Source organism: Streptomyces camponoticapitis, assembly GCF_014646115.1.
Lineage (GTDB): Bacteria > Actinomycetota > Actinomycetes > Streptomycetales > Streptomycetaceae > Streptomyces > Streptomyces camponoticapitis.
In genome coordinates this window covers 1-21,272 of record NZ_BMMV01000009.1, presented here as the reverse complement: position 1 = coordinate 21,272, position 21,272 = coordinate 1, and the positions used below count along the sequence as shown (strand labels likewise).

The following is a 21,272-nucleotide window of genomic DNA, read 5'->3' as shown; positions in this document are numbered from 1 at the left end:
TTGTACACCGTCAGCCCTGGGGGACAGGACGATGAGTAGTGGCGGGAACTGGGGCCGGCCGCCGGCGCCCCGGATGACGTTCTTCGGCCTGTTCAACCCGTTCGGCGTCGGGCGCCGGGTGTTCAAGCCGTCCCGGCCGGACCGGGTCCAGGACCCGGTGGTCCGGAGGATCCAGGTCATCCGGACGGTGGTCGGACTGGCCGTCGTGACCTGGACACTGCTGTCCTACGACGTGGTGGCGGACGCGGACGCCGTGATCGACGACCGCATGGGCCAGGCGCAGACGACGTTCATCCTGCTGCTGGCGAGTTTCCCGTTGGTCGTCGCGGGATTCGTGGCGGCGGCCCGTCCGCCCAACCGGCGCGTTCTGCTGGGCCGTGTCGGCAAGCCGGCGGCGGCGCTCGTGGTGATGCTCGCCATTTTCACCGTGCCCAGGCTGCTCACGGCGAACGGCTACGACCCCAACGATCACCTGAAGGCGGACCTGACCGGGCTCCTGACGGTACTCATGGCCTTCTGGTTCCTCCTCTGGCTCTGTCCCTTCGTGCTGTACGGGCTCGTCCAGTCGCTCGTCCACGTGTTCCGGACCGCGGACATCCACGAGACCGTCCCGCCCGTGATGACGATCCTGCTGGTGTGGGAGCTCGCCCTTGTCGACGCGGTCAGGGGCGCGTACGAGAGTGCGCCGTTCGGGGCCCGGCTGGCGCTCACTCTCGGCGCACCGCTGGCCGTGACCGCTGTGGCGATGTGGGAGCTCCGGCGGCTGCGCACCCGGCACGGCGTTACGGTGCGCGGGGCCCTGCACCGCTGACGGAGTCGCCCGCCGGCTCCTCGAACGTGGCCGCCGCGTCGAACGCCGCCCGCCGCGTCGCCCGGCGCAGCGCCTTGAGGACCGTGGCGCCGATCGTCAGCGTCAGGACGACGGTGAGCGCCGCCCGCCCCAGGTCCCAGCCGAAGGACGTCGCCGCGCAGTACGCGAGGAAGCGCACCAGGTTGTCGTGGACCGGGTCGCCCGGCCGGAACGAGATCCCGGAGGAGAGCCCGCCGATATAGGTCCAGCCCTGGAGATTCATGATCGTGCCGTACGCGAAGGCGGCGACGGCCCCGTACGCGGCGAGCATCAGGGGCTCCCCGCGCCCGCGCAGCCGGTCCGGGCCCGGCAGCAGCCCCGCGCCCATCGTGAACCAGCCCATCGCCAGCATCTGGAACGGCATCCACGGCCCGACGCCGCCGGTCAGCAGCGCGGAAGCGAACATCGTGACCGAGCCGAGGACGAAGCCGAAGCCGGGGCCCAGCACCCGGCCGCTCAGGACCATCAGGAAGAACATCGGCTCCAGACCGGCCGTGCCCGCGCCCAGCGGACGCAGCGCGGCCCCGACGGCCGCGAGCACGCCGAGCATCGCGACGGCCTTGGCGTCCAGACCGGAGTCGGCGATCGTCGCCACGACGACGGCCACCAGCAGCGGGAGGAGCACGGCGAAGAGCCACGGCGCGTCCTGTGAGTGGGCGAGCCCGGAGGCGGAGTCGGCGAGCAGCGGCCAGCCGAAGGCGATCACCCCGGTCGCGCTGACGAGGGCGAGCGCGGCGACGGAACGGGGGCCGAGGCGTACGGCGCGGGCCTGGCGGTCCAGGAGGTCCCGGCGCGTGCCGCTCATGCCGGATCCTCCGCCGCCGCGCCTGCGGCGAGGGCGTCGCGGATCTGAGAGACCGTCAGCCATTCCCGCGGGGCCATGATCTTCGCGACCTGCGGGGCGAACGCCGGTGAGGAGACGACCACTTGGTGCGTCGGGCCGTCCTCGACGATCTCGCCGTCGGCCAGGATCACCACCCGGCGGGCGAGTTCGGCGGCGAGTTCCACGTCGTGGGTGGCCAGCACGGTCGCGTGCCCCTCGGCCGCGAGCGCGCGCAGTATCTCCACCAGGCGGGCCTTGGCCGCGTAGTCCAGACCGCGCGTCGGCTCGTCCAGGAGCAGCAGTGGCGGCCGGCCCGTCAGGACGATCGCCAGCGCCAGGGCGAGCCGCTGCCCCTCCGACAGGTCGCGCGGGTGCGTCCGGTCGGACACGTGCGGCAGCAGTTCGTCCACCAGCGCGCGGCAACTGCCGGGCGGGGCGCCCGCGTCGTCGTCCGCCGCCGCGCACTCGGCGGCGACCGTGTCCGCGTACAGCAGGTCGCGCGGCTCCTGCGGGACGAGCCCGACCTGGCGGATCAGCTCGCGCGGATGCGTACGGTGCGGGGTGCGCCCGCCGACGGTGACGGAGCCGGAGGAGGGCTCGACCATGCCGACGAGGGTGGCGAGCAGGGTGGACTTGCCCGCGCCGTTACGGCCCATGAGCGCGACGGTCTCGCCAGGGGTGACAGTGAGGTCGATGCCCCGCAGCGCCTCGATCCGTCCGCGAAGGACGGATAGGTGGGTGACGGCCGTGACGTCGGTGGCCGGCGTGGGTTGCGGACGGCGGCGCAGCAGGCGGGTGAGCGCGGTACGGGGAGCGGCGGGGCGGTCCACCGGCGGGGCGGGTGGGAGCGCCGGGGTGGCGGCCAACGGGGGCACCGTTGTCGCGAGTCGGGCGCGCAGGTCGCCCGCGCGGCGGCGGGCGTCGCGTACCGACAGCGGAAGCGGATCCCAGCCGGCGAGCCTGCCGAGCGCCACCACCGGCGGGAAGACGGGGGAGACGGCCATGATGTCCTCGGGCCGGCCGACGACCGGCGCCTCGCCGGGCCCGGGGAGGAGGACGACCTGGTCCGCGTAGTGCACGACCCGCTCCAGCCGGTGCTCGGCCATCAGCACCGTCGTCCCCAGGTCGTGCACGAGCCGTTGCAGCACGGCCAGTACCTCCTCGGCCGCCGCCGGGTCGAGCGCGGACGTCGGTTCGTCCAGGACCAGCACCTTGGGGTGCGGCGTGAGCACCGAGCCGATCGCGACGCGCTGCCGCTGGCCGCCGGAGAGGGTGGCGATCGGGCGGTCGCGCAGCTCGGCCAGCCCGAGCAGGTCCAGGGTCTCCTCGACGCGGCGCCGCATCACGTCCGGGGACAGGCCCAACGACTCCATGCCGTAGGCCAGTTCGTCCTCGACCGTGTCGGTGACGAAGTGGGCGAGCGGGTCCTGGCCCACCGTGCCGACGAGATCGGCCAGTTCGCGCGGCTTGTGGGTGCGGGTGTCCCGGCCGTCGACGGTGACCCGGCCGCGCAGTCTGCCGCCGGTGAAGTGCGGGACGAGCCCGGACACCGCGCCGAGCAGGGTGGACTTGCCGACACCGGAAGGGCCGACGAGCAGCACCAACTCGCCCTCGGGGACGGTGAGATCGACCCCCCGGAGGGCGGGGGCCGGGGCATCGGCGTAGGTCACCGACACCTGCTCGAACCGGATCACCGGGTCTTCTCCTTGTTCGTGGGGGCGGGCCGGGTATTCGTGAGGGCGGGCCGGGGCGCGACGAAGGCCGGCAGCAGGCCGAGCAGGATGCCCGCGGCGGGCCAGAGCGGCAGACCGGGGGCCACGAGCGGTACGACGCCGGGGTGCAGGCTCTCCGGGTCGTACACGCTCGCCCGGATCATCAGCAGGGCGACGGCCGCGCCGGACCCCGCGACCAGCCAGGCCCGGACGCCCCACAGGTCGGGGCGGTAGCGCGTACGGACCGAACGGCGCCCGCCGAGCCGCAGCCCGGCGACGGCCGCGAGGACCCCGATCCCGAGGAGCGGCAGGCCGTTGGCGGCGCCTTCGGCGGCGAGGAGCCCGTACGTGCCGGCGCAGACGCCCAGCAGACCGCCGATGGTCAGGACGGTGGTGGTGTGCCGGACGGCGGGCGGTACGGCGGCCGTCCGGCCGTAACCCCGCGCGTCCATCGAGGCGGCGACGGCGACGGACCGCTCCAACGCGCCCTCCAGGACGGGCAGTCCGATCTGGAGGACGGCCTTGACGCCGCCGGTGGAACGGCCGCGCAGCCTGCGGGCGGTACGCAGACGCAGCACGTCGGCGACCATGTTCGGCGCGAAGGTCATGGCGACGACGACGGCGACGCCCGCCTCGTACAGCGCGCCCGGCAGGGACTTGAGCAGCCTGGCCGGGTTCGCGAGGGCGTTCGCGGCGCCGACGCAGATCAGGAGCGTGGCGAGCTTGGCCCCGTCGTACATTGCGAACACCAGCTGCTCGGCCGTCACCCGCCCCCCGATCCGGATGCCCTTCGCCCAGCCGGGCAGGGGCAGTTCGGGCAGGGTGACGATCAGATGCGAGCCGGGGATCGGCGAGCCGAGGAAGGCGGAGAAGACGAGCCGGACGAGGATGACGGCGAGCCCGAGCTTGACGAAGGCCCCGTACGACCGTGCCCACGGCGCGTCGGTCCGCCGCGCGGCGACGACGTACCCGGCAACGCCGACGAGAAGCCCGAGCACCAGTGGATTGCTGGTCCGCGACGCCGCCACCCCGAGCCCCAGGGCCCACACCCACCACGCCCCGGCATGCAGGGCGTTGGAGCGGGTCGCCTGTGGCGCCCGGAGGGGGAGACGCACCCGGGCTGCGCGCCCGGCGCCCACGCCGCGCGCAGGGGTGTCCCTGTCCCAACTGGCTTGCCCGTTTCCCGCGTTCGCGCGCCGGCCGGGGTTTCGACCCGTGCCGGTCGTCGCCCGGTTCGCGCGGTCGCCGCGGTCGCGCTCCGCGTCGACCGGCGCCTCGCTCGTGCGGGGACCGATGTCCGGGCTTGGCGTGCGGGTGCCCCGGTTCGGCCCCGCCGGTGCCCCGTTCGCGCGGTCGTCACCGTGGCGACTCGCGTCGGCGGGCGGCTCGAATCTGGCGTCGTTGGTGTCCGGGCCTGGAGTTTCGGTGCCAGGGCCCGGGGTCGCGCGGTCGTCACCGTCGCGACTCGCGTCGGCGGGCGCCACCTCCGCGTCGCCGTCCCTGTCCCGGCCCGTCGGGGCCGTGTCCCCGTTCGCGGACTCCTCGGGACGGGCCGCGTTCGACGGCGCGTCGCCCGTGCGCTCGTCGTCGGAACGGCTCCCGCGGGGGCGGCCGTCAGGCGCGGCGACGGCGGGCCTGCCAGGTGGCGGCTGCCGCCAGGGCCAGGACCGCCGCGGCTCCGGCCAGGATGCCGAGCGTCGGAGTGCCCTCGTCGTCCGCGGGCTTCTGGAGCGCGCCCGTGGCGCGGGAGGCCGTCGGGGTCGCGGCGGGTGAGATCTGCTCGCCGCAGCCCGACTCGGGGTAGCCGGTGATCCCGCACAGCAGCGCGTCGCTGTTGTAGCGCAGCGGCTTCGCCACCGCCGCCAGCGCGTCCGCGCTCGTCGCGTCGGCGTCCACCCGCGCACACTCGGCCAGTGGTGCCGGCGGCGTCTCGCCGTCAGGGGCGTCCGCCGCCGTGCCCGGGTCGACGACCACCGCGACGCGCTTGCTGCCGGGCTTCGCGGGCGTGGACCCGCACACCGACGCGAAGTCCGGCCTCTCGCGAGGCTTCGCCGCGTCCTGGCTGTTTGCGCTGACCGCGAAGCGGAAACCGTTGACCGCGCCGTCCGCCGGGCGCGAGACGGCCGGGCCCTGGGTGGCGTACGCCCATGTCGCGCCGTCGTTCTCCCAGAACGACCAGTAGCGGTAGCCCGCCGCGTGCGCCGTACCCGGCACCGCCAACGCTCCGGCGAACGCCAGCAGGACCGCCGCCAGCGTTCCGGATATCCCGCCGCCCCTCATGACCGGCGCCGCCTCGCCCGGACGACGAGCAGCACCCAGATCGCCAGTGCGGCGACCAGCCCGACGGCGATCGTCCACAGATTCCCCGACATGCTGCTCCTCTCCGCCTTCTGGTCCGCCAGCACCTTCTGCTGCTCGGCCGTCGTCAGCGGCTTGGGCCCGATCCACTTGGGCGCGGGCCCCGTCGCGTTGAGGGCCTTCACCAGGTCGGTGCCGCCGAACTCGCGCGGGTCGGTGCTCGTCGTATGCGCGGCGAAGATCAACTGGGCGTACGCGGCAGGGCCGTTCTCCTTCGCCCACGCCGCCGAGTTCTTCTCCAGCCACGTCATCGCGCCCGCCGCCTGCTTGCCGTACCCGGCGGTCGTCAGCGCGACGACGGCGTCCGCCGTATTGCCGTAGTCCGGCAGCGGCGCCGAGTCCGCGGCGCCCGGCATCGGCGGCTGGTCCAGGTGGCCCGTCTTCGCGAGGGCCTTCGCCAGATACGCCGCACCGTTGCGCGCCACGCGCTCCGGCGTGACCGGGTGCAGGTCCTGGCAGACCGGCGCGGCGCCGGGCTCGACGCCCGTCGTGACCATCCGCTTCCCGACCCCGCCGAGCAGACCGGCGGCGGTGGCGTCGGCGTTGGGGAGCAGTTCGCCGGACTTGTCCGGCTGGTACGCGAACGCGCCGGCACCCTCCTTCGCGTCGCAGGGGATCGCGAAGCTCATCAGCGCCTGGTACGGGGACCTGCCCTCCGTCGACAGCCTCTTGCCCACGGGTGCTCCGCCCGACGCCAGTGCTCCTATCACCAGTGCCGTGGAGTTGGCGTCGCTGGGGGCGCCCGCGCTGTAGCCCCAGCCGCCGTCCTTGTTCTGCGCGGAGGCGAGCCAGCTGATGCCGTTGTTCATGGCGTCGGGGTACGTGGTGAGCGCGGCCAGTATCTGCACGGCGGCGGCGGTGGAGTTGGTGTCGACGACCGTCGTCGCGTCGCACGGCTTCGCGGGGTCGGGCCGGTACGCCGGGAAAGCGCCGCTGTCGCACTGCTGGCCCAGCAGCCAGTTGACGGCGGAGTCGGCGGGCATGACGTTCACGGCGCGCTGCGCCAGCATGGCGAGCGACTGCCGCCAGACGCCGTCGTACGTCGGGTCCGTGGTGCCGTACATCCCGGCGGGCAGCTCGGCCGGCGGCGCGGCGGGAGCCCGCCCGCCGTGTGAAGGGGCGGAGGAAGCCGCGCCGAAGGCCGTGGAGGGGGCGGCGGCCACGCACAGGACGGCGGCTGCGGCGAACGCTGCCGCGTTGCGCGCCGCTCGGCGGCGAACGGTGTTCATGACGGGTGGAGCCTCTCCTGCGGAACGCGGGAACGCGGGAACCGGGCAGGCACGCTGAGGCACCAGGCTCCGGCTCCGTATGCCTCGACGGTGCCGGCCACCGGGGGTTTCCGGTGGCACGAGCCGGTCACGTCCGCGTCCGGGGTGTTCCGACTCGCCGCCGGTGAGGGCGGCTCACGGTTGCGGGTCAGTGCCGGATTCGCACCGGCTTCCCCCCGTACGGGCATGATGACGACCCGCTCACTCTACCGGCCCCTTTTCGGACGGCCCGGACCCCGTAGCGGCCTCTCCCCGGCCTCTCCCTCCCTCTCCCGGTGCCACCCGGTCGCCGGTTTCGTCCCCAAATCGCCGTACGGACCGGACAGTCCCGGTCGACGACGGCTCCACGAAAGCTCCCTGACGGGCCGTCAGCGGCCGGGCGGCCCCTTCGGTCCCCTCCGCACCGCCCGCCCCTGTCGTGGTGCGAATCACCCCTTGCCGCCCCTCTTCGGGGCCCCGCCTGCCGGTAGATTCGAGCCTCGCGATGCCCTTTCCGTCCACCCGGCGGGAACTTGTTCCGGATTGACACGAGCGGTTACGCTCCGGCGAAGGTGAAGTGAGAAGTGAGGGCCGAGAGTGACCGCTGAGGCCGTAGAGGCGGGTGCCCCCGCGGGGCCCGCAGGCACCTCCGGCGCGGCGGACGGGGACCGGCCGCTGCGTATAGCGCTCCTCACCTACAAGGGCAACCCCTTCTGCGGCGGCCAGGGCGTCTACGTACGACACCTCTCCCGTGAGCTCGCCCGTCTCGGGCATCACGTCGAGGTCATCGGCGCCCAGCCCTACCCCGTACTCGACGCGGGCGTCCCGCTCACCGAACTCGGCAGTCTCGACCTCTACCGGCAGCCCGACCCCTTCCGGACCCCCGGGCGCGGCGAGTACCGCGACTGGATCGACGCTCTCGAAGTCGCCACCATGTGGACCGGCGGCTTTCCCGAGCCACTGACCTTCTCGCTGCGGGCCCGCCGCCATCTGGCCGCCCGCCGGGGCGAGTTCGACGTCGTGCACGACAACCAGACCCTCGGCTACGGGCTTCTCGGCGACCTCGGCGCGCCCCTGGTCACCACCATCCACCACCCCATCACCGTCGACCGGCAGTTGGAGATCGACGCCGCCGGCGGGCGGCTCGCCCGCGCCTCCGTACGCCGCTGGTACGCCTTCACCCGTATGCAGAAGCGCGTCGCGCGCCGGCTGCCGTCGGTCGTCACCGTCTCGGGGAGTTCGAAGCAGGAGATCACCGACCATCTGGGCGTGCGGCGCGACCGTATAAAGGTCGTGCACATAGGCGCCGACACGGAGCTGTTCTCGCCGGACCCCGCCGTCCCCGAGATCCCGGGCCGGATCGTCACCACCTCCAGCGCCGACGTCCCGCTCAAGGGCCTCGTCCACCTCGTCGAGGCGCTGGCCAAACTCCGTACGGAGAACCCTCGGGCGCATCTCGTCGTCGTCGGTAAGCGCGCCGAGGACGGCCCCGTCCACCAGGCCATCGAGACGTACGGGCTCGGCGACGCCGTCCGGTTCGTCAAGGGCATCTCCGACGCCGAACTGGTCGACCTCGTACGCGGCGCGCAGATCGCGTGCGTGCCGTCGCTGTACGAGGGGTTCTCCCTGCCCGCCGCCGAGGCCATGGCCACCGGCACCCCGCTGGTCGCCACCACCGGCGGCGCGATCCCCGAGGTCGCGGGGGCCGACGGTGAGACCTGTCTGGCCGTGCCGCCCGGCGACGCGGAGGCGCTGGCCGGTGCGCTCAACAGGCTGCTGAACGACCGGGAGTTGCGCGAGCGGCTCGGCGCCGCGGGGCGCGAGCGGGTGCTGCGCCGGTTCACCTGGGCGCGCGCCGCCGAGGGCACCGCCGAGCTGTACCGCGCGGCCGTCGCCGCCCGCGCGGGGGCGCCCCGCTGATCCCGTAACCCCCTTCCACCCCCCATCCCCGACCGCGAAAGCAGGAACTCGTGCTGACCGTGGACTTCTCCCGTTTCCCGCTCGCCGCCGGCGACCGGGTGCTCGATCTGGGGTGCGGCGCGGGCCGGCACGCCTTCGAGTGCTACCGGCGCGGCGCCCAGGTCGTGGCCCTCGACCGGAACGGTGCGGAGATCCGCGAGGTCGCCACCTGGTTCGCCGCGATGAAGGAGGCCGGTGAGGCGCCGCCCGGCGCCACCGCCACCGCGATGGAGGGGGACGCGCTGAATCTCCCCTTCCCGGACGAGTCCTTCGACGTCGTGATCATCTCCGAGGTCATGGAGCACATCCCCGACGACAAGGGCGTGCTCGCCGAGATGGTCCGCGTCCTGCGGCCCGGCGGCCGGATCGCCGTGACGGTGCCCCGGTACGGCCCCGAGAAGGTCTGCTGGACGCTCTCCGACGCGTACCACGAGGTCGAGGGCGGCCATATCCGTATCTACAAGGCCGACGAACTCCTCGGCCGGATACGGGAGGCCGGGCTCCGGCCGTACGGCACCCATCACGCGCACGCCCTGCACTCGCCCTACTGGTGGCTCAAGTGCGCGTTCGGCGTGGACAACGACCAGGTGCTGCCCGTGCGGGCGTACCACAAGCTGCTCGTCTGGGACATCATGAAGAAGCCGTTCGCGACCCGCTTCGCCGAGCAGCTGCTCAACCCGGTCGTCGGCAAGAGCTTCGTCGCCTACGCCACCAAGCCGCACCTGCCGACGGCGGAGGGCAAGTGACCTTGCCCGGTCGCGGCCCCGACCGCACCGAACACCTCGTCCTGCCAGGGGTCCTGACGGCGGATCAGGCGGCCGAGACCGTCGCGGGCATCCTCGCGATCCAGCGCCCCGACGGTGCCATCCCCTGGTTTCGCGGCCACCATCTCGACCCGTGGGACCACACCGAGGCCGCCATGGCGCTCGACGCGTCCGGCGAGCACGAGGCGGCGGCGCGCGCGTACGAGTGGCTGGCCCGGCATCAGAACGAGGACGGGTCCTGGTACGCCGCCTACCACGACGGCGACGCCACCCGGCCGACCGACCTGAGCCGCGAGACCAACTTCTGCGCCTATCCCGCCGTCGGGGTCTGGCACCACTATCTGGCCACCGGAGACGAGTCGTTCCTCGACCGGATGTGGCCCGTCGTGCACTCCGCCGTCGAGTTCGTCCTGGAACTCCAGCGGCCCGGCGGGCAGATCGGCTGGAAGCGGGAGGCCGACGGCACCGCCGTGGACGACGCGCTGCTCACCGGCAGTTCCTCCGTGCACCAGGCGCTGCGCTGCGCGCTCGCCATCGCCGAGGAACGTGAAGAGGCCCAGCCCGACTGGGAGCTGGCGGCAGGCTCGCTCGCGCACGCGATCCGTGAGCACCCCGAGCGGTTCCTCGACAAGAGCCGCTACTCGATGGACTGGTACTACCCGGTCCTCGGCGGCGCGATGACCGGGACACAGGCGAAGGCCCGTATCGAGGAGGGCTGGGACCGGTTCGTCGTCCCCGGACTCGGGGTGCGCTGCGTCCTGCCCAACCCGTGGGTCACCGGCGGCGAGAGCTGTGAACTCGCCATGGCGCTCTGGGTGGTGGGTGAGTCCGACCGCGCGCTCGACGTACTCCAGTCGATCAGGCATCTGCGTGCGGACGACGGAATGTACTGGACGGGCTATGTCTTCGAGGGCAAGAAGGCCGTCTGGCCGGAGGAGCTGACCAGCTGGACGGCGGCCTCCCTGCTGCTGGCCGTGGCCGCGCTCGGGGGCGACGAGGCGACCACGGCGGTCTTCAGCGGTGAGAGGCTGCCGTCCGGACTTGAGCCGGACTGCTGCGAGCGGGTCGGCTGAGGCCGAACACCCCTGCCCGGGATGGTTCCTGACGTTGCGTCAGTCAAGAAAGTCACTGACGTCCCGTCAGATGCGGCGCAGGCGGCCGGCCAGCCCGTGGCCGATGAGCAGGTACACCACGGCCGCGAGACCGTAACCGCACACCACCCGTGCCCATGCCTCGTCGAAGGTGAACAGGTCGTAGGACCAGCCGGCGAGCCAGCGTGCCGCGTCCTGGATGAAGTTCACCAGGTCGTTGGCGCGGTTGGCGTCCAGCAGGTACATGAGAATCCAGAGGCCCAAGATGAAGGCCATGACATCCGCGATCACTATGAGGACCGTGGCTGCTGCGCTGCTTCCACTGCGTTGACGTGAGGCCATGACGACCGTGTTGCCGCTGAACGGCGGGTAAAACCCCCACCGGATCCATCCGCTCCGTCAGGTGCACGCCGACGGCCCCCCGCCCCGAAGGGCGAGGGGCCGTGACTGTGCGTTCCAGCGGATGTGCCGCTGCTCAGCCGCGCTGGATGCCGGACGTGTCCTGGAGCAGACCGCGACGGCCGTCCTGCGTCTGGGCGATAAGACCGGGACCGCGCTGCTCGACGGCCAAGTACCAGGTACCGGGCGCGAGTTCGGCGATCGGGGACGGCGAGCCGTCCTCCCCGTACAGGGGACGGGCCACCGGCACGGCGAACCAGAACGGCTCGAAGTTACCGCCGCCCGAACCGTCCTGCTTCGGGCCCGGCGCCCCGGGCTGCCCACCCTGCGAGGGCTGGCCCGGACCGGGCTGACCCGGCTGGGCACCGCCGAACGCGGGCTGCGGCTGACCCGGCTGGCCACCGTACGGCTGCTGCTGGGCACCCGGGTAGCCGTAACCCTGGCCGGGGTGGCCCGGCTGGCCGTACGGCGACGCGACCTGCGGCGGCTTCGGGGCCCCGACGAGCGGCGCCTTGAGGGCGGGAACGAGCGGAGTGGCGACGGCGCCCGCGGCGAGCACGATCGTCGCGAGCAGGCCGAGGATCATGCCGGCGCCCGCGTTGTCCGCGTCGATGATGGTCCAGAACGCGGTCCACAGTGCGAAGACGGTCAGTGCCACACCGAACTGGCCGAGGTCGAGACCGGCCACCTTGCGGCCCGGCATGCCACGGCCGACGACGATCAGACCGGCGCCGATGATGCCGGTGACGAACATGCTCATCAGCAGGCCGAGCAGGTCCCAGGCATTCGGGCTGTCGATGCCCGAACAGTCGACACCTTGCGGGCAGTCGATGCTGGACAGGCCGAGGAACGAGGCGATGAACAGCACCACCGCTGCTCCGATCACCACGCCATCGCCTCGTGTGAGGGAGCGGATGTTCACGTGAAAAGTCCTTCGTAGATCGTCTCGTCGGGGCGGTCGCCACCGGCGCGAGGGCGACGGTGCGGAGTGCGAAGCTCGGGGGCGGCTCCCTATCGTACGGATGAATCTATCGTCTGCCCGAGCGGGTCGTCTTCTCGGTTCCGGGCCACCTCATGAGGGGACCACAACAAGCCCTCCAACGGTTGCGGGAGAGCGCGCCGAAGAATCGACAGTGGTCTTTTCGTTGTGAATCCGTTGCCGTTTCCGGCTGTTCGGGCTGCGTTCCCCGGACGGTGGGGCCTACTGTTCCTGGCGTACGGCTATCGCTTGAGGAAACCGCTGATGCCGTCCGCCATTCCCTGCGCGGCCTTCTGGCGCCACTCGGCGCTCGTCAACAGGGCGATGTCCTTGGAGTCGCGCATGTTGCCGCACTCGATGAACACCTTCGGCACGGTCGACAGATTGAGTCCGCCGAGGTCGTCGCGGACATCGAGTCCCGTGTCGTCGCCGAGGTAATTGGAGGGAGCGCTTCCGGTCGTGCGTACGAAATTGCCCGCGACGCGTTCGCCGAGATCGCGCGAGGGGGCCACGATCTTTGTGGTGTCCGCTCCGCCCGACTTCACCAGTGCGGGAAGGATGACATGGAAGCCCCGGTTGCCGACGGCCGAGCCGTCCGCGTGGATGGAGATGACGGCATCGGCCTTGGCCTTGTTGCCGATTTCCGCGCGCTCGTCGACACACGGTCCCCACGCGCGGTCGTTCTCGTGAGTGAGTTTCACCGTCGCGCCCTCTTTACGGAGGAGAGTGCGGAGGCGCTGTGAAACATCGGCGGTGAATTCGGCCTCCGTGTAACCGGAGTTGCCCGCGGTGCCCGTGGTGTCGCATTCCTTGCGGTTGGTTCCGATGTCCACGAGCTTGTTGATCTCGGCGGTGTGCTTGAAGTTGCCCGGGTTGTGCCCGGGGTCGATGACGACGACGCGCCCCGCGAGCGGCCCCTCGCCCGGAGCGGGCCGAGCGTCCCCCGGAGCGCCGTCGTCGCCCGGCGCCGGCTTTGACGGGGACGGCGAGTCCGAAGGGGCGGGCCTCGGCTCGGGGCCGGGGGAGCCGAGGCCCTCGCCCGAGCCGGCGGAGGGGGAGGACGCGCTCGTGTTCCGCGCCGGGCCCCCGTCGTCGGACCCGCCCGTGGCCTGCCAGATCAGCCACCCGGCGAAGGCGCCGGGCACCAGGGCCGCGATCGCGATGGTCAGAGTGGTCCGCGAGGTCCGGCGGGGGGCGGGGGAGGGGCTTTCGTCGTACGACACGCGGCGATGCTAGTCCGTGGGGGACGGAGCGTCAGGTTCCTGCGCCGGTACGTCGCAGAACACGAAGCGACTCACACGTCCGGACCTCGGCGAACGCTCCGGACGCCAGCGCCCGCAGCCAGATCCGGTACGGTGCCTGGCCGCCGTCCGCCGGGTCCGGGAACACGTCGTGGACCACCAGCAGCCCGCCCTCGGCGAGATGCGGCGCCCAGCCCTCGTAGTCGCCGTTGGCGTGCTCGTCGGTGTGCCCGCCGTCGATGAAGACCAGGCCAAGCGGCCCGCCCCAGACGGCGGCCACCTGCGGGGAGCGGCCGATGATCGCCACGACATGGTCTTCGAGACCGGCCGCGTGGAGCGTGCGGCGGAAGGACAGCAGGGTGTCCATCCGGCCGACCACGGGGTCGACGACCGCCGGGTCGTGGTACTCCCAGCCGGGCTGCTGCTCCTCGCTGCCGCGGTGGTGGTCGACGGTGAGGGCCGTGACACCGGCGGCGCGGGCTGCGTCGGCGAGCAGGATCGTGGAACGGCCGCAGTACGTGCCGACCTCCAGCAGCGGCAGCCCCAGCGCGGCGGCCTCGGTGGCGGCGGCGTACAGCGCGAGCCCCTCACCGGTCGGCATGAAGCCCTTGGCGCCCTCGAAGGCCGCGAGGACGTCGGGGGACGGGGCGGGGGCTGGGGCGGTCCCGGCGGTCATGCGGTTCCTCCTGCGTGGGCGTGCGGCGGCGTGGCGTGCGCGCCGTAGGCGTACGGGGCACGGTCGCCCATGCTGCCGTACGCCCTCCCGCGCGCCGACACGCCCTACGACCGGACCGCCGCCCGGGGCGACGCGGCCTGGCCGGCGTCCGCCTCGGCGTCGCCCTCGCTGCTGGCCAGCAACTCCGTGCGGGCCGAGGCCTTGTGGGACGGCAGCAACGTCGCCAGGGCCAGACCGCCGAGCACGGCGGCCGTGGCGATCACGAACGAGATACGGAAGCCGTGCAGGCTGGGCACCGCCGCGGGACCCGTACCAATCGCCGTACGCGCCAGGACCATGCCGATGACGGCGCTGGAGACGGACGTACCGATCGAACGCGCCAGCGTGTTCAGCCCGTTGGCCGCGCCGGTCTCCGACGGGTCGACGGCGCCGACGATCAGGGCGGGCAGCGAGGAGTACGCGAGACCGATGCCCGCGCCGAGGACCATCGAGATGACGACGGTCTGCCAGGCGGCGCTCATCATGACCAGCCCGGCGCCGTAGCCGATCGCGATGACGGCCATACCGACCATCAGCGAGACCTTCGGACCGCTCCGCGCCGAGATCCGGGCGTACACCGGGGCCACGAGCATCATCGTCAGTCCGAGCGGGGCGACGCACAGGCCCGCGACGACCATCGACTGACCGAGTCCGTAGCCGGTCGACGTCGGGAGCTGGAGCAGCTGCGGGAGGATCAGCGACACCGCGTAGAACGCGACGCCGACCATGACCGAGACGAGGTTGGTGACCAGCACCTCACGGCGTGCGCTGGTGCGGAGGTCGACGAGCGGGGCCTTGAGCCGCAGCTCCATGAAGCCCCACAGTCCGAGGACCACGACGGCCACGCCGAAGAGCCCGAGCGTGGTGGGCGAGGTCCAGCCCCAGGTGCTGCCCTTGGTGACCGGCAGCAGCAGGGCGACGAGGCCCGCGGAGAGTCCGAGCGCGCCGAACCAGTCGAACTTGCCGCCGGCCCGTACGGAGCTCTCCGGGACGGTGAGGACGGTCAGCAGCATCGACAGCACGCCGAGGCCGGCGGCGCCGAAGAAGAGTGTGTGCCAGTCGGCGTGCTGGGCGACGAGCGCGGCGCCGGGCAGGGCGAGACCGCCGCCGACCCCGATCGACGAACTCATCAGGGCCATCGCCGAGGGGAGCTTCTCGCGGGGCAGCTCGTCACGCATGATGCCGATACCCAGCGGTATCGCGCCCATCGCGAAGCCCTGGAGGGCGCGGCCGACGATCATCACCGTCAGCTCGTCGGTGAACGCGCAGATCAGCGAGCCGAGGACCATGACGGCCAGACTCGCGAGCAGCATCCGGCGCTTGCCGTAGAGATCGCCGAGCCGCCCCATGATCGGGGTGGCCACGGCGCCGGCGAGGAGGGTCGCTGTGATGACCCACGTCGCGTTGTCGGGCGAGGTGCGGAGCAGTGCCGGCAGGTCCTTGATGATCGGGACGAGCAGCGTCTGCATGACGGCGACGGTGATGCCGGCGAAGGCGAGTACGGGGACGACGCCGCCGGTTCCCCGCTTACGCGAAGCGGCCCCGGGAAGGGGGCCGGTGCCGGTGTGGTGGTCGGGCGTCGCTTGTGGCATAGGTGGGGCCTCCAGGCAGGCGAAGAGTGGATAAGGCCAGCAAAAAGGATGCTTGAGGCCACTAAGTAGATGGAGGTTGAACGCTTCCCGGTCGCCCCGGTATTCCTGGCCCTGACAGGATCCTGATCCCGCCCCCGTCCGCCCCCCCCGCCCACCAGCCGCCGCGGGCCCCTCCCTGCGGGCGGACGGCGCTACTTTGAAGACGCCCTAGGTCCTGTGGCCCGGCGCCCGTACGTCGATATCCCGATGTACGGGGAAGGGCAGGGCTGCGACTATTACCGCCATGGCCCATGTCCCGTCAGGCACCGAAACCGAGTCCGACCCCCAGCCCCCGTTCGAGCGAGGGCGCGGGCCCGGCACCGACGGCGCGCGGTCGACGCGCACCTGGGCCGTCATCCTCGCCGCGTGCGCCGGGCAGTTCCTCGTCGTACTCGACGTCTCCGTCGTGAACGTCGCGCTGCCTTCGATGCGCACCGACCTGGGCCTCAGCACCACCGGTCTCCAGTGGGTGCTCAACGCCTACTCGATCGCCTTCGCCGGCTTCATGCTCCTCGGCGGCCGCGCCGCCGACATCTTCGGGCGCAAGCTGATGTTCCTCACCGGGCTCGGTGTCTTCACCGCCGCGTCCCTGGCCGGCGGTCTCGCGCAGGAGGGCTGGCAACTGCTCGCCGCCCGCGCCGTGCAGGGCCTCGGCGCCGCCGTACTGGCTCCCGCGACCCTCACCATCCTGACCGCCGCCGTCCCGGCCGGACCGGCGCGGACGCGCGCCATAGCCACCTGGGCGGCCGTCGGCGCCGGCGGTGGCGCTGCGGGCGGGCTCGTCGGCGGTGTGCTCACCGATCTGCTGTCCTGGCGCTGGGTGCTGCTGATCAACGTGCCCGCCGGAGCGCTGGTCCTGGTCGCCGCCGTCGTGTGGCTGACGGAGAGCCGGGCGAAGGAGGCGCGGCGCAGGCTGGACCTGCCGGGCGCCGTCCTGGTCACCGGCGGTCTCGCCGTCCTCGCCTACGGCATCGTGCAGACCGAGCAGTCGGGCTGGGGAGCCGCCGTGACACTCGTGCCGCTGCTGGGCGGACTGCTGCTGCTCGGGGCCTTCCTGGCGGTGGAGGCGCGCACGAGGGAACCGCTGATGCCGCTGAGACTCTTCCGCGTACGGGCGGTCTCGGGGGCCAATGCGGGGATGCTGGTGACCGGTTCGGCGTCGTTCGCGATGTGGTTCTTCATGACCGTCTACGCCCAGAACGTCCTCGGCTACACGCCCCTGGAAGCGGGCCTCGCGCTGATACCGAGTTCGCTCAGTGTCGTCCTCGGCTCGAAGCTGGCGCCCCTGCTGATGCGGCGTATCGGTGCCCGGCATGTCGCCGTCCTCGGCGCGTTCGTGGGATCGGTCGGATTCGGCTGGCAGTCGATGATGACCGCCGACGGCACCTTCCTCAGGACGATCCTGGGACCCGGCATCCTGATGATGGCCGGCGCCGGCCTGGCCATGACCCCGCTCGCCGCCCTCGCCACGGGCAGCGCGGCACCCGGCGAAGCCGGTCTCGTCTCCGGCCTGGTGAACACCTCGCGGACCATGGGCGGGGCCATCGGCCTCGCGATCCTCTCGACGGTCGCGGCGGCGCGGACGTCCCACGGGACGGGTGCGACGGCGCTGACCGAGGGGTACGCGCTGGCCTTCCGGACCGGCTCGGGGCTGCTGCTCGTCGCGGCGGTGCTGATGGCCTTCTGGCTGCCGCGCCACTCGGACACGTAACGCGGCGGGAGCCGGTCCCGACGGTCAGAGCCAGCCCTGCCGGCGGGCCGCGCGTACGGCCTCCATGCGGTTACGGGTGTGGGTCTTGCCGATGGCCGACGAGAGATAGTTCCGCACCGTCGACTCGGACAGCCGCAGCTTCTGCGCGATGTCGGCGACGGTCGCCCCGTCCACGGAGGCGTTCAGCGCGTCCCGCTCGCGCGCGGTCAGCGGGCTCGGTCCCGCGCTCAGCGCGGCGGCGGCCAGCGCCGGATCGATCACGGTCTCACCGGCGAGCACCCGCCGGATCGCCTCGGCCAGCTCCTCCACGGGCCCGTCCTTGACCAGGAAACCGGCGGCTCCCGCCTCCATGGCCCGGCGCAGATAGCCGGGTCTGCCGAAGGTGGTGAGGATCAGTACCCGGCAGTCGGGCACCTCCTCGCGCAGGTCGGCGGCGGCGTCGAGACCGCTGAGGCCGGGGAGTTCGATGTCGAGCAGCGCCACGTCGGGGCGGGTGGTGAGCGCGGTGGCGACGATGGTGTCCCCGGTGGACACCTGGGCGACCACTTCGATGTCCCTCTCCATGCCGAGCAGCAGCGCGAGGGCGCCGCGCATCATGCCCTGGTCCTCGGCGAGAAGGACTCTGATCATGCCGGCTGCCCCGATTCCGTCGGTGAATATGTCGCTGTCGCTGTCGCCGGCACGTCCGCCCCGGGATCCACCGGAAGCACGGCCGTCACCCGGAAGCCGCGCCCCGCCGGACCCGCGGGCCCCGCTTCGAGCGAACCGCCCGCCACCGCCAGCCGTTCGGTGAGCCCCTTCAGCCCCGTGCCCGTGCCACGCGTACCGCCGCCCACGTCGTCGGCCGGTCCAGAGCGTACGCCGCGGCCGTTGTCCGTGATCACCAGCCGGACCTGTTCGGGCGCGCCGTCCACCGTGATCTCGCACTGGCTCGCCCCGCTGTGCCGTACGGCGTTGGTGACGGCCTCCCGTACGACCCAGCCCAGCAGCGCCTCCGTACGCGGCCCCAGCGGCGGCCCCGACTGCCGTACGACGGGCTCGATCCCGGCGGCGGTCAGACCCGAGCGCGCCCGGTCCAGCTCGGTCGAGAGGCTGCTGTCGCGGTAGCCGGTGACGGCCTCGCGGATCTCGGTCAGCGCCTGCCGGCCGACGGACTCGATGTCGGTGATCTGCGCCAGCGCACCGTCCATGTCGCGCGGCGCGAGCCGGCGCGCGGCCTCCGACTTCACCACGATCACCGACAGGGTGTGGCCGAGCAGGTCGTGCAGGTCGCGCGAGAACCGCAGCCGCTCCTCCTCGACCGCCGAGCGCGCCAGCTCCTGCCGGGTGGCGCGCAGCTCCATGATCGTCTCGGTCAGGGCCAGGATCGCGGCCGTGACCAGCATCGACATGATCGTGGCGTACGCGATGGCGATCGCGCCCCAGCCGTCGTGGACCGCCGCGACGACCGCGACCACCAGCGTCAGCGGTACGCCGACCACGGCGAGGGAGCGCCCGCGCAGCACGGTGCCGCAGGCGAGCCCGAACAGCGGGAAGAACAGCAGCCAGCTGCCGCCGTACGCGCCGCCGAGGCCGAACGTCATCACGGCCATCCCCCCGAGCGACCACCAGGTGCCCGGACCGCGTCGCCGCACCGGGTCGAACGCCCGGAACACCACCTGGATGTAGAGGGTGTTGAAGACCAGCAGACCCGCGCCGCCGAGCCAGGGGCTCGGGGTGTCGCCCTGCACGAGGTTGGAGAGGGAGCCGAGGCCCAGCAGCAGCCACGGCAGCATGGCGAAGCCGGAGGCCGGTCCCGGCCGGTGGCGCCCGCAACCAGTTCTCTTCGGTTTGTCGCTCATACCGTCCTCGCGGATTTCCGGTAGGACATCACAGCGTACGAACCGAACGCCGCCAGCCACCCCAGGATTACGGCGACGGTCGCCGTCCCTGGCGCGTGGCCCTCGGTGGTGGCCCAGCCGAGTTCGGCGAAGCCATGGGCGGGTGTGTACTCGGCGAGGGTCCGCAGCCACTCGGGGAACGCCTCGATGGGGAACCAGAGCCCGCCGATGACCGCCAGGCCCATCAGGGCCCCCGTGTTGACCACTCCGGCGCTCTGCGCGGAGAGGCGGTAGCCGTTGCCGATCCCCAGCAGCGTGAACGGCAGTGTGCCCGCCCACAGGACCAGGACCAGGACCGCCCACTGCCAGGCGTGGAGCCGTACGCCGTTGGACACCGCGCCGGCCGTCAGTACCGCCAGGATCGCGGGCAGGACGGTCACCGAGCTGGTAACCGCGCGGCCGAGTACGACCTGGCGGGGCCGCATGGGTGTGATGCGGAGCTGGCGCAGCCAGCCGAGCGAACGGTCCTCGGCGATGCCGCTGCCGACACTGACGGCCGCGCCGAGCGCGCCGTAGGCGGCCATGCCGACCATGGCGGTCGTCTTCCAGGCGTTGCCGCCGTCGTCGGCGGCGCCGAGGTTGGTGAACAGCAGATACATCAGCACGGGCATCCCGGCGCTGAAGATCACGAATCCGGGGTCGCGCAGTGTCCGGCGGACTTCGAGTCGGACGTACTCCAGCATCACACCGTCTCCTTCGTCGCGTTCGTCACGTTGGTCGTGGTCCTGGCTGCCGCCTCTGCCGGCTCCGCGGCCGTCGAATCGGTGCCGGTCAGCGCGAGGAAGGCGTCCTCCAGCGTGGCGTGGGCGACTTCCAGATTCCTGACCATGCCGAGGCCGACCAGCGCCATGACGGTCGCGTCGGAGTCGTCCGTACGAAGCCGGGCCCGGTCGCCCCGTATCTCCACCGAGACGACACCCGGCAGCGTCCCGAGTCCTTCCGTGCCACGGCCCGCCAGGTCGAAGGCGACGAGATGCCCGCCGACCGCGCGCTTGACGCGCTCACCGCTGCCGTCGGCGACGATCCGGCCGTGGTCGATGACGACGATCCGGTCGGCGTTGTCGTCGGCCTCCTCCATGTGGTGCGTGGAGAACAGGACGGTGTTGCCCCGCCGGGCGTAGGCGCGCATGGAGGTCCAGAACGCGCGCCTGGCCTCCACGTCGAGGGCCGCCGTCGGTTCGTCGAGGACGATCAGCTCGGGGTTGCCCGCGAGGGCGACGGCGAAGCGGACGCGCTGCCACTGCCCGCCGGAGAGCTTGTCGACGCGGCGGGCGGCGAGTTCGGTGAGCCCGGCGAGGTGCAGGGCCTCGGAGACGGGCAGCGGGCGCGGATAGGTGCTCGCGACGAACGAGACGAGCTCGCGCACCGTCGTACGGCGGACCGGCCCCCCGTCCTGGAGCATCGCGCCCACCCGGCCCGATCCGACCGCGCGCTCGGGGGTCTCGCCGAAGAGACGGACGTGTCCGCTGTCGGGCTCGTCGAGGCCGAGCAGCAGGTTGAGGGTGGTGGACTTGCCCGCGCCGTTGCGTCCGAGGAGTGCGAGGGTCTCGCCGCGTGCGATGCCGAGGTCGAGGCCGGCCACCGCGCGTACGGCGCCGAAGGACTTGACCGCCCCTTCGATGCTCACCGCGGGTGCGGTCCCGCTCGCGGGATCCGCCGGCGTGACTGGTGCTGTTGCCATGGGCTGTCTCATGCCGATGACGCTACGGAGAGGGGGCGGTCCTCCGGCAGATGCGCATGTACGGACTCGGCCGGGACAAATGTCCTGCCCCTACCGGAGGTTCCGCTTCCAACACCGAACGGGCCGCCCAACGCGGGGCGGCCCGTTCGGTGTTCGAAGAGAGCTAGGCAGTGTCTTCAAATGATCACCGCTGGTGGATCATGGTGTCGTGATACGTCGCCATGAACTGTC

Annotated in this window: 19 protein-coding genes and 1 riboswitch; of the genes, 5 read left to right on the top strand and 14 right to left on the bottom strand. The window is 72.4% G+C overall.

Features of this window, described 5'->3' with window-relative positions:
• Nucleotides 1-31: 31 nt before the first annotated feature.
• Nucleotides 32-811, top strand: a complete 780-nt coding sequence (locus tag IEY79_RS15930) for a hypothetical protein (protein WP_189108146.1) — start codon at nucleotides 32-34, stop codon at nucleotides 809-811.
• Here IEY79_RS15930 and IEY79_RS15925 read toward each other — a convergent pair.
• The 5 genes from IEY79_RS15925 to IEY79_RS15905 all read right to left on the bottom strand — a co-directional run bounded on the left by IEY79_RS15925 (nucleotide 783) and on the right by IEY79_RS15905 (nucleotide 6,972).
• Nucleotides 783-1,655: an ECF transporter S component gene (locus IEY79_RS15925; protein ID WP_189108145.1), complete on the bottom strand. Its 873-nt coding sequence runs from the start codon at nucleotides 1,653-1,655 to the stop codon at nucleotides 783-785. The genes IEY79_RS15930 and IEY79_RS15925 overlap by 29 nt on opposite strands.
• Entirely contained in the window at nucleotides 1,652-3,367 is a 1,716-nt protein-coding gene (locus IEY79_RS15920) for an ABC transporter ATP-binding protein (RefSeq protein ID WP_189108144.1), read from the bottom strand. The genes IEY79_RS15925 and IEY79_RS15920 overlap by 4 nt, the downstream gene beginning before the upstream one ends.
• Nucleotides 3,364-4,500 (bottom strand): energy-coupling factor transporter transmembrane component T family protein, encoded by a 1,137-nt coding sequence (locus tag IEY79_RS15915; RefSeq protein ID WP_229700891.1) that lies wholly within the window; start codon nucleotides 4,498-4,500, stop codon nucleotides 3,364-3,366. Before IEY79_RS15915 ends, IEY79_RS15920 begins: the two co-directional genes overlap by 4 nt.
• Before the next feature lie 499 nt (nucleotides 4,501-4,999).
• On the bottom strand, nucleotides 5,000-5,665 hold the full coding sequence (locus IEY79_RS15910) for an SCO2322 family protein (RefSeq protein WP_189108142.1): 666 nt from the start codon (nucleotides 5,663-5,665) through the stop codon (nucleotides 5,000-5,002).
• The gene (locus IEY79_RS15905) at nucleotides 5,662-6,972 is read right to left on the bottom strand and encodes an SCO2321 family membrane protein (RefSeq protein WP_189108141.1); all 1,311 of its coding nucleotides are present in this window, start codon (nucleotides 6,970-6,972) and stop codon (nucleotides 5,662-5,664) included. Before IEY79_RS15905 ends, IEY79_RS15910 begins: the two co-directional genes overlap by 4 nt.
• A gap of 142 nt (nucleotides 6,973-7,114) precedes the next feature.
• Nucleotides 7,115-7,187: riboswitch (cobalamin riboswitch) on the bottom strand.
• Between the two features lie 400 nt (nucleotides 7,188-7,587).
• Here IEY79_RS15905 and IEY79_RS15900 point away from each other — a divergent pair.
• From IEY79_RS15900 to IEY79_RS15890, 3 genes are read left to right on the top strand one after another with little or no spacing between them, the layout of a single operon-like run.
• Nucleotides 7,588-8,910 carry a glycosyltransferase family 4 protein gene (locus IEY79_RS15900; protein WP_189108140.1) on the top strand — a complete coding sequence of 441 codons (1,323 nt, stop codon included), beginning with the start codon at nucleotides 7,588-7,590 and terminating at the stop codon, nucleotides 8,908-8,910.
• 50 nt (nucleotides 8,911-8,960) lie between these two features.
• A complete protein-coding gene (locus tag IEY79_RS15895; protein WP_189108139.1) occupies nucleotides 8,961-9,695 on the top strand; it encodes a class I SAM-dependent methyltransferase in 735 nt (244 codons plus the stop codon).
• Between the two features lie 2 nt (nucleotides 9,696-9,697).
• Nucleotides 9,698-10,786: a prenyltransferase/squalene oxidase repeat-containing protein gene (locus IEY79_RS15890; RefSeq protein WP_373292557.1), complete on the top strand. Its 1,089-nt coding sequence runs from the start codon at nucleotides 9,698-9,700 to the stop codon at nucleotides 10,784-10,786.
• Between the two features lie 66 nt (nucleotides 10,787-10,852).
• Here the strand turns inward: IEY79_RS15890 and IEY79_RS15885 are convergent, their stop codons facing one another.
• The 5 genes from IEY79_RS15885 to IEY79_RS15865 form a co-directional block, all read right to left on the bottom strand.
• Nucleotides 10,853-11,146: a hypothetical protein gene (locus tag IEY79_RS15885; RefSeq protein ID WP_189108137.1), complete on the bottom strand. Its 294-nt coding sequence runs from the start codon at nucleotides 11,144-11,146 to the stop codon at nucleotides 10,853-10,855.
• Between the two features lie 133 nt (nucleotides 11,147-11,279).
• Nucleotides 11,280-12,125, bottom strand: a complete 846-nt coding sequence (locus IEY79_RS15880) for a DUF5336 domain-containing protein (protein ID WP_189108136.1) — start codon at nucleotides 12,123-12,125, stop codon at nucleotides 11,280-11,282.
• A gap of 299 nt (nucleotides 12,126-12,424) precedes the next feature.
• Complete coding sequence (locus IEY79_RS15875; RefSeq protein WP_189108135.1) at nucleotides 12,425-13,405, bottom strand: N-acetylmuramoyl-L-alanine amidase; 981 nt, start codon at nucleotides 13,403-13,405, stop codon at nucleotides 12,425-12,427.
• 31 nt (nucleotides 13,406-13,436) lie between these two features.
• Nucleotides 13,437-14,099 carry a class I SAM-dependent methyltransferase gene (locus tag IEY79_RS15870; protein WP_189108134.1) on the bottom strand — a complete coding sequence of 221 codons (663 nt, stop codon included), beginning with the start codon at nucleotides 14,097-14,099 and terminating at the stop codon, nucleotides 13,437-13,439.
• A gap of 104 nt (nucleotides 14,100-14,203) precedes the next feature.
• Nucleotides 14,204-15,730 (bottom strand): MFS transporter, encoded by a 1,527-nt coding sequence (locus IEY79_RS15865; RefSeq protein ID WP_189108133.1) that lies wholly within the window; start codon nucleotides 15,728-15,730, stop codon nucleotides 14,204-14,206.
• Nucleotides 15,731-16,013: 283 nt separating this feature from the next.
• Here IEY79_RS15865 and IEY79_RS15860 point away from each other — a divergent pair, with 283 nt between their 5' ends.
• Entirely contained in the window at nucleotides 16,014-17,480 is a 1,467-nt protein-coding gene (locus IEY79_RS15860) for an MFS transporter (RefSeq protein WP_189108132.1), read from the top strand.
• 24 nt (nucleotides 17,481-17,504) lie between these two features.
• Here the strand turns inward: IEY79_RS15860 and IEY79_RS15855 are convergent, their stop codons facing one another.
• The 4 genes from IEY79_RS15855 to IEY79_RS15840 are packed head-to-tail and all read right to left on the bottom strand — an operon-like array spanning nucleotide 17,505 to nucleotide 21,041.
• A complete protein-coding gene (locus IEY79_RS15855) occupies nucleotides 17,505-18,110 on the bottom strand; it encodes a response regulator transcription factor (protein WP_189108131.1) in 606 nt (201 codons plus the stop codon).
• Nucleotides 18,107-19,321 (bottom strand): sensor histidine kinase, encoded by a 1,215-nt coding sequence (locus IEY79_RS15850; RefSeq protein ID WP_189108130.1) that lies wholly within the window; start codon nucleotides 19,319-19,321, stop codon nucleotides 18,107-18,109. The genes IEY79_RS15855 and IEY79_RS15850 overlap by 4 nt, the downstream gene beginning before the upstream one ends.
• Nucleotides 19,318-20,043, bottom strand: coding sequence for an ABC transporter permease (locus IEY79_RS15845; protein ID WP_189108129.1), 726 nt, complete (start codon nucleotides 20,041-20,043; stop codon nucleotides 19,318-19,320). Before IEY79_RS15845 ends, IEY79_RS15850 begins: the two co-directional genes overlap by 4 nt.
• Nucleotides 20,043-21,041 (bottom strand): ABC transporter ATP-binding protein, encoded by a 999-nt coding sequence (locus tag IEY79_RS15840; RefSeq protein ID WP_189108128.1) that lies wholly within the window; start codon nucleotides 21,039-21,041, stop codon nucleotides 20,043-20,045. The genes IEY79_RS15845 and IEY79_RS15840 overlap by 1 nt, the downstream gene beginning before the upstream one ends.
• Nucleotides 21,042-21,272 lie beyond the last annotated feature (231 nt).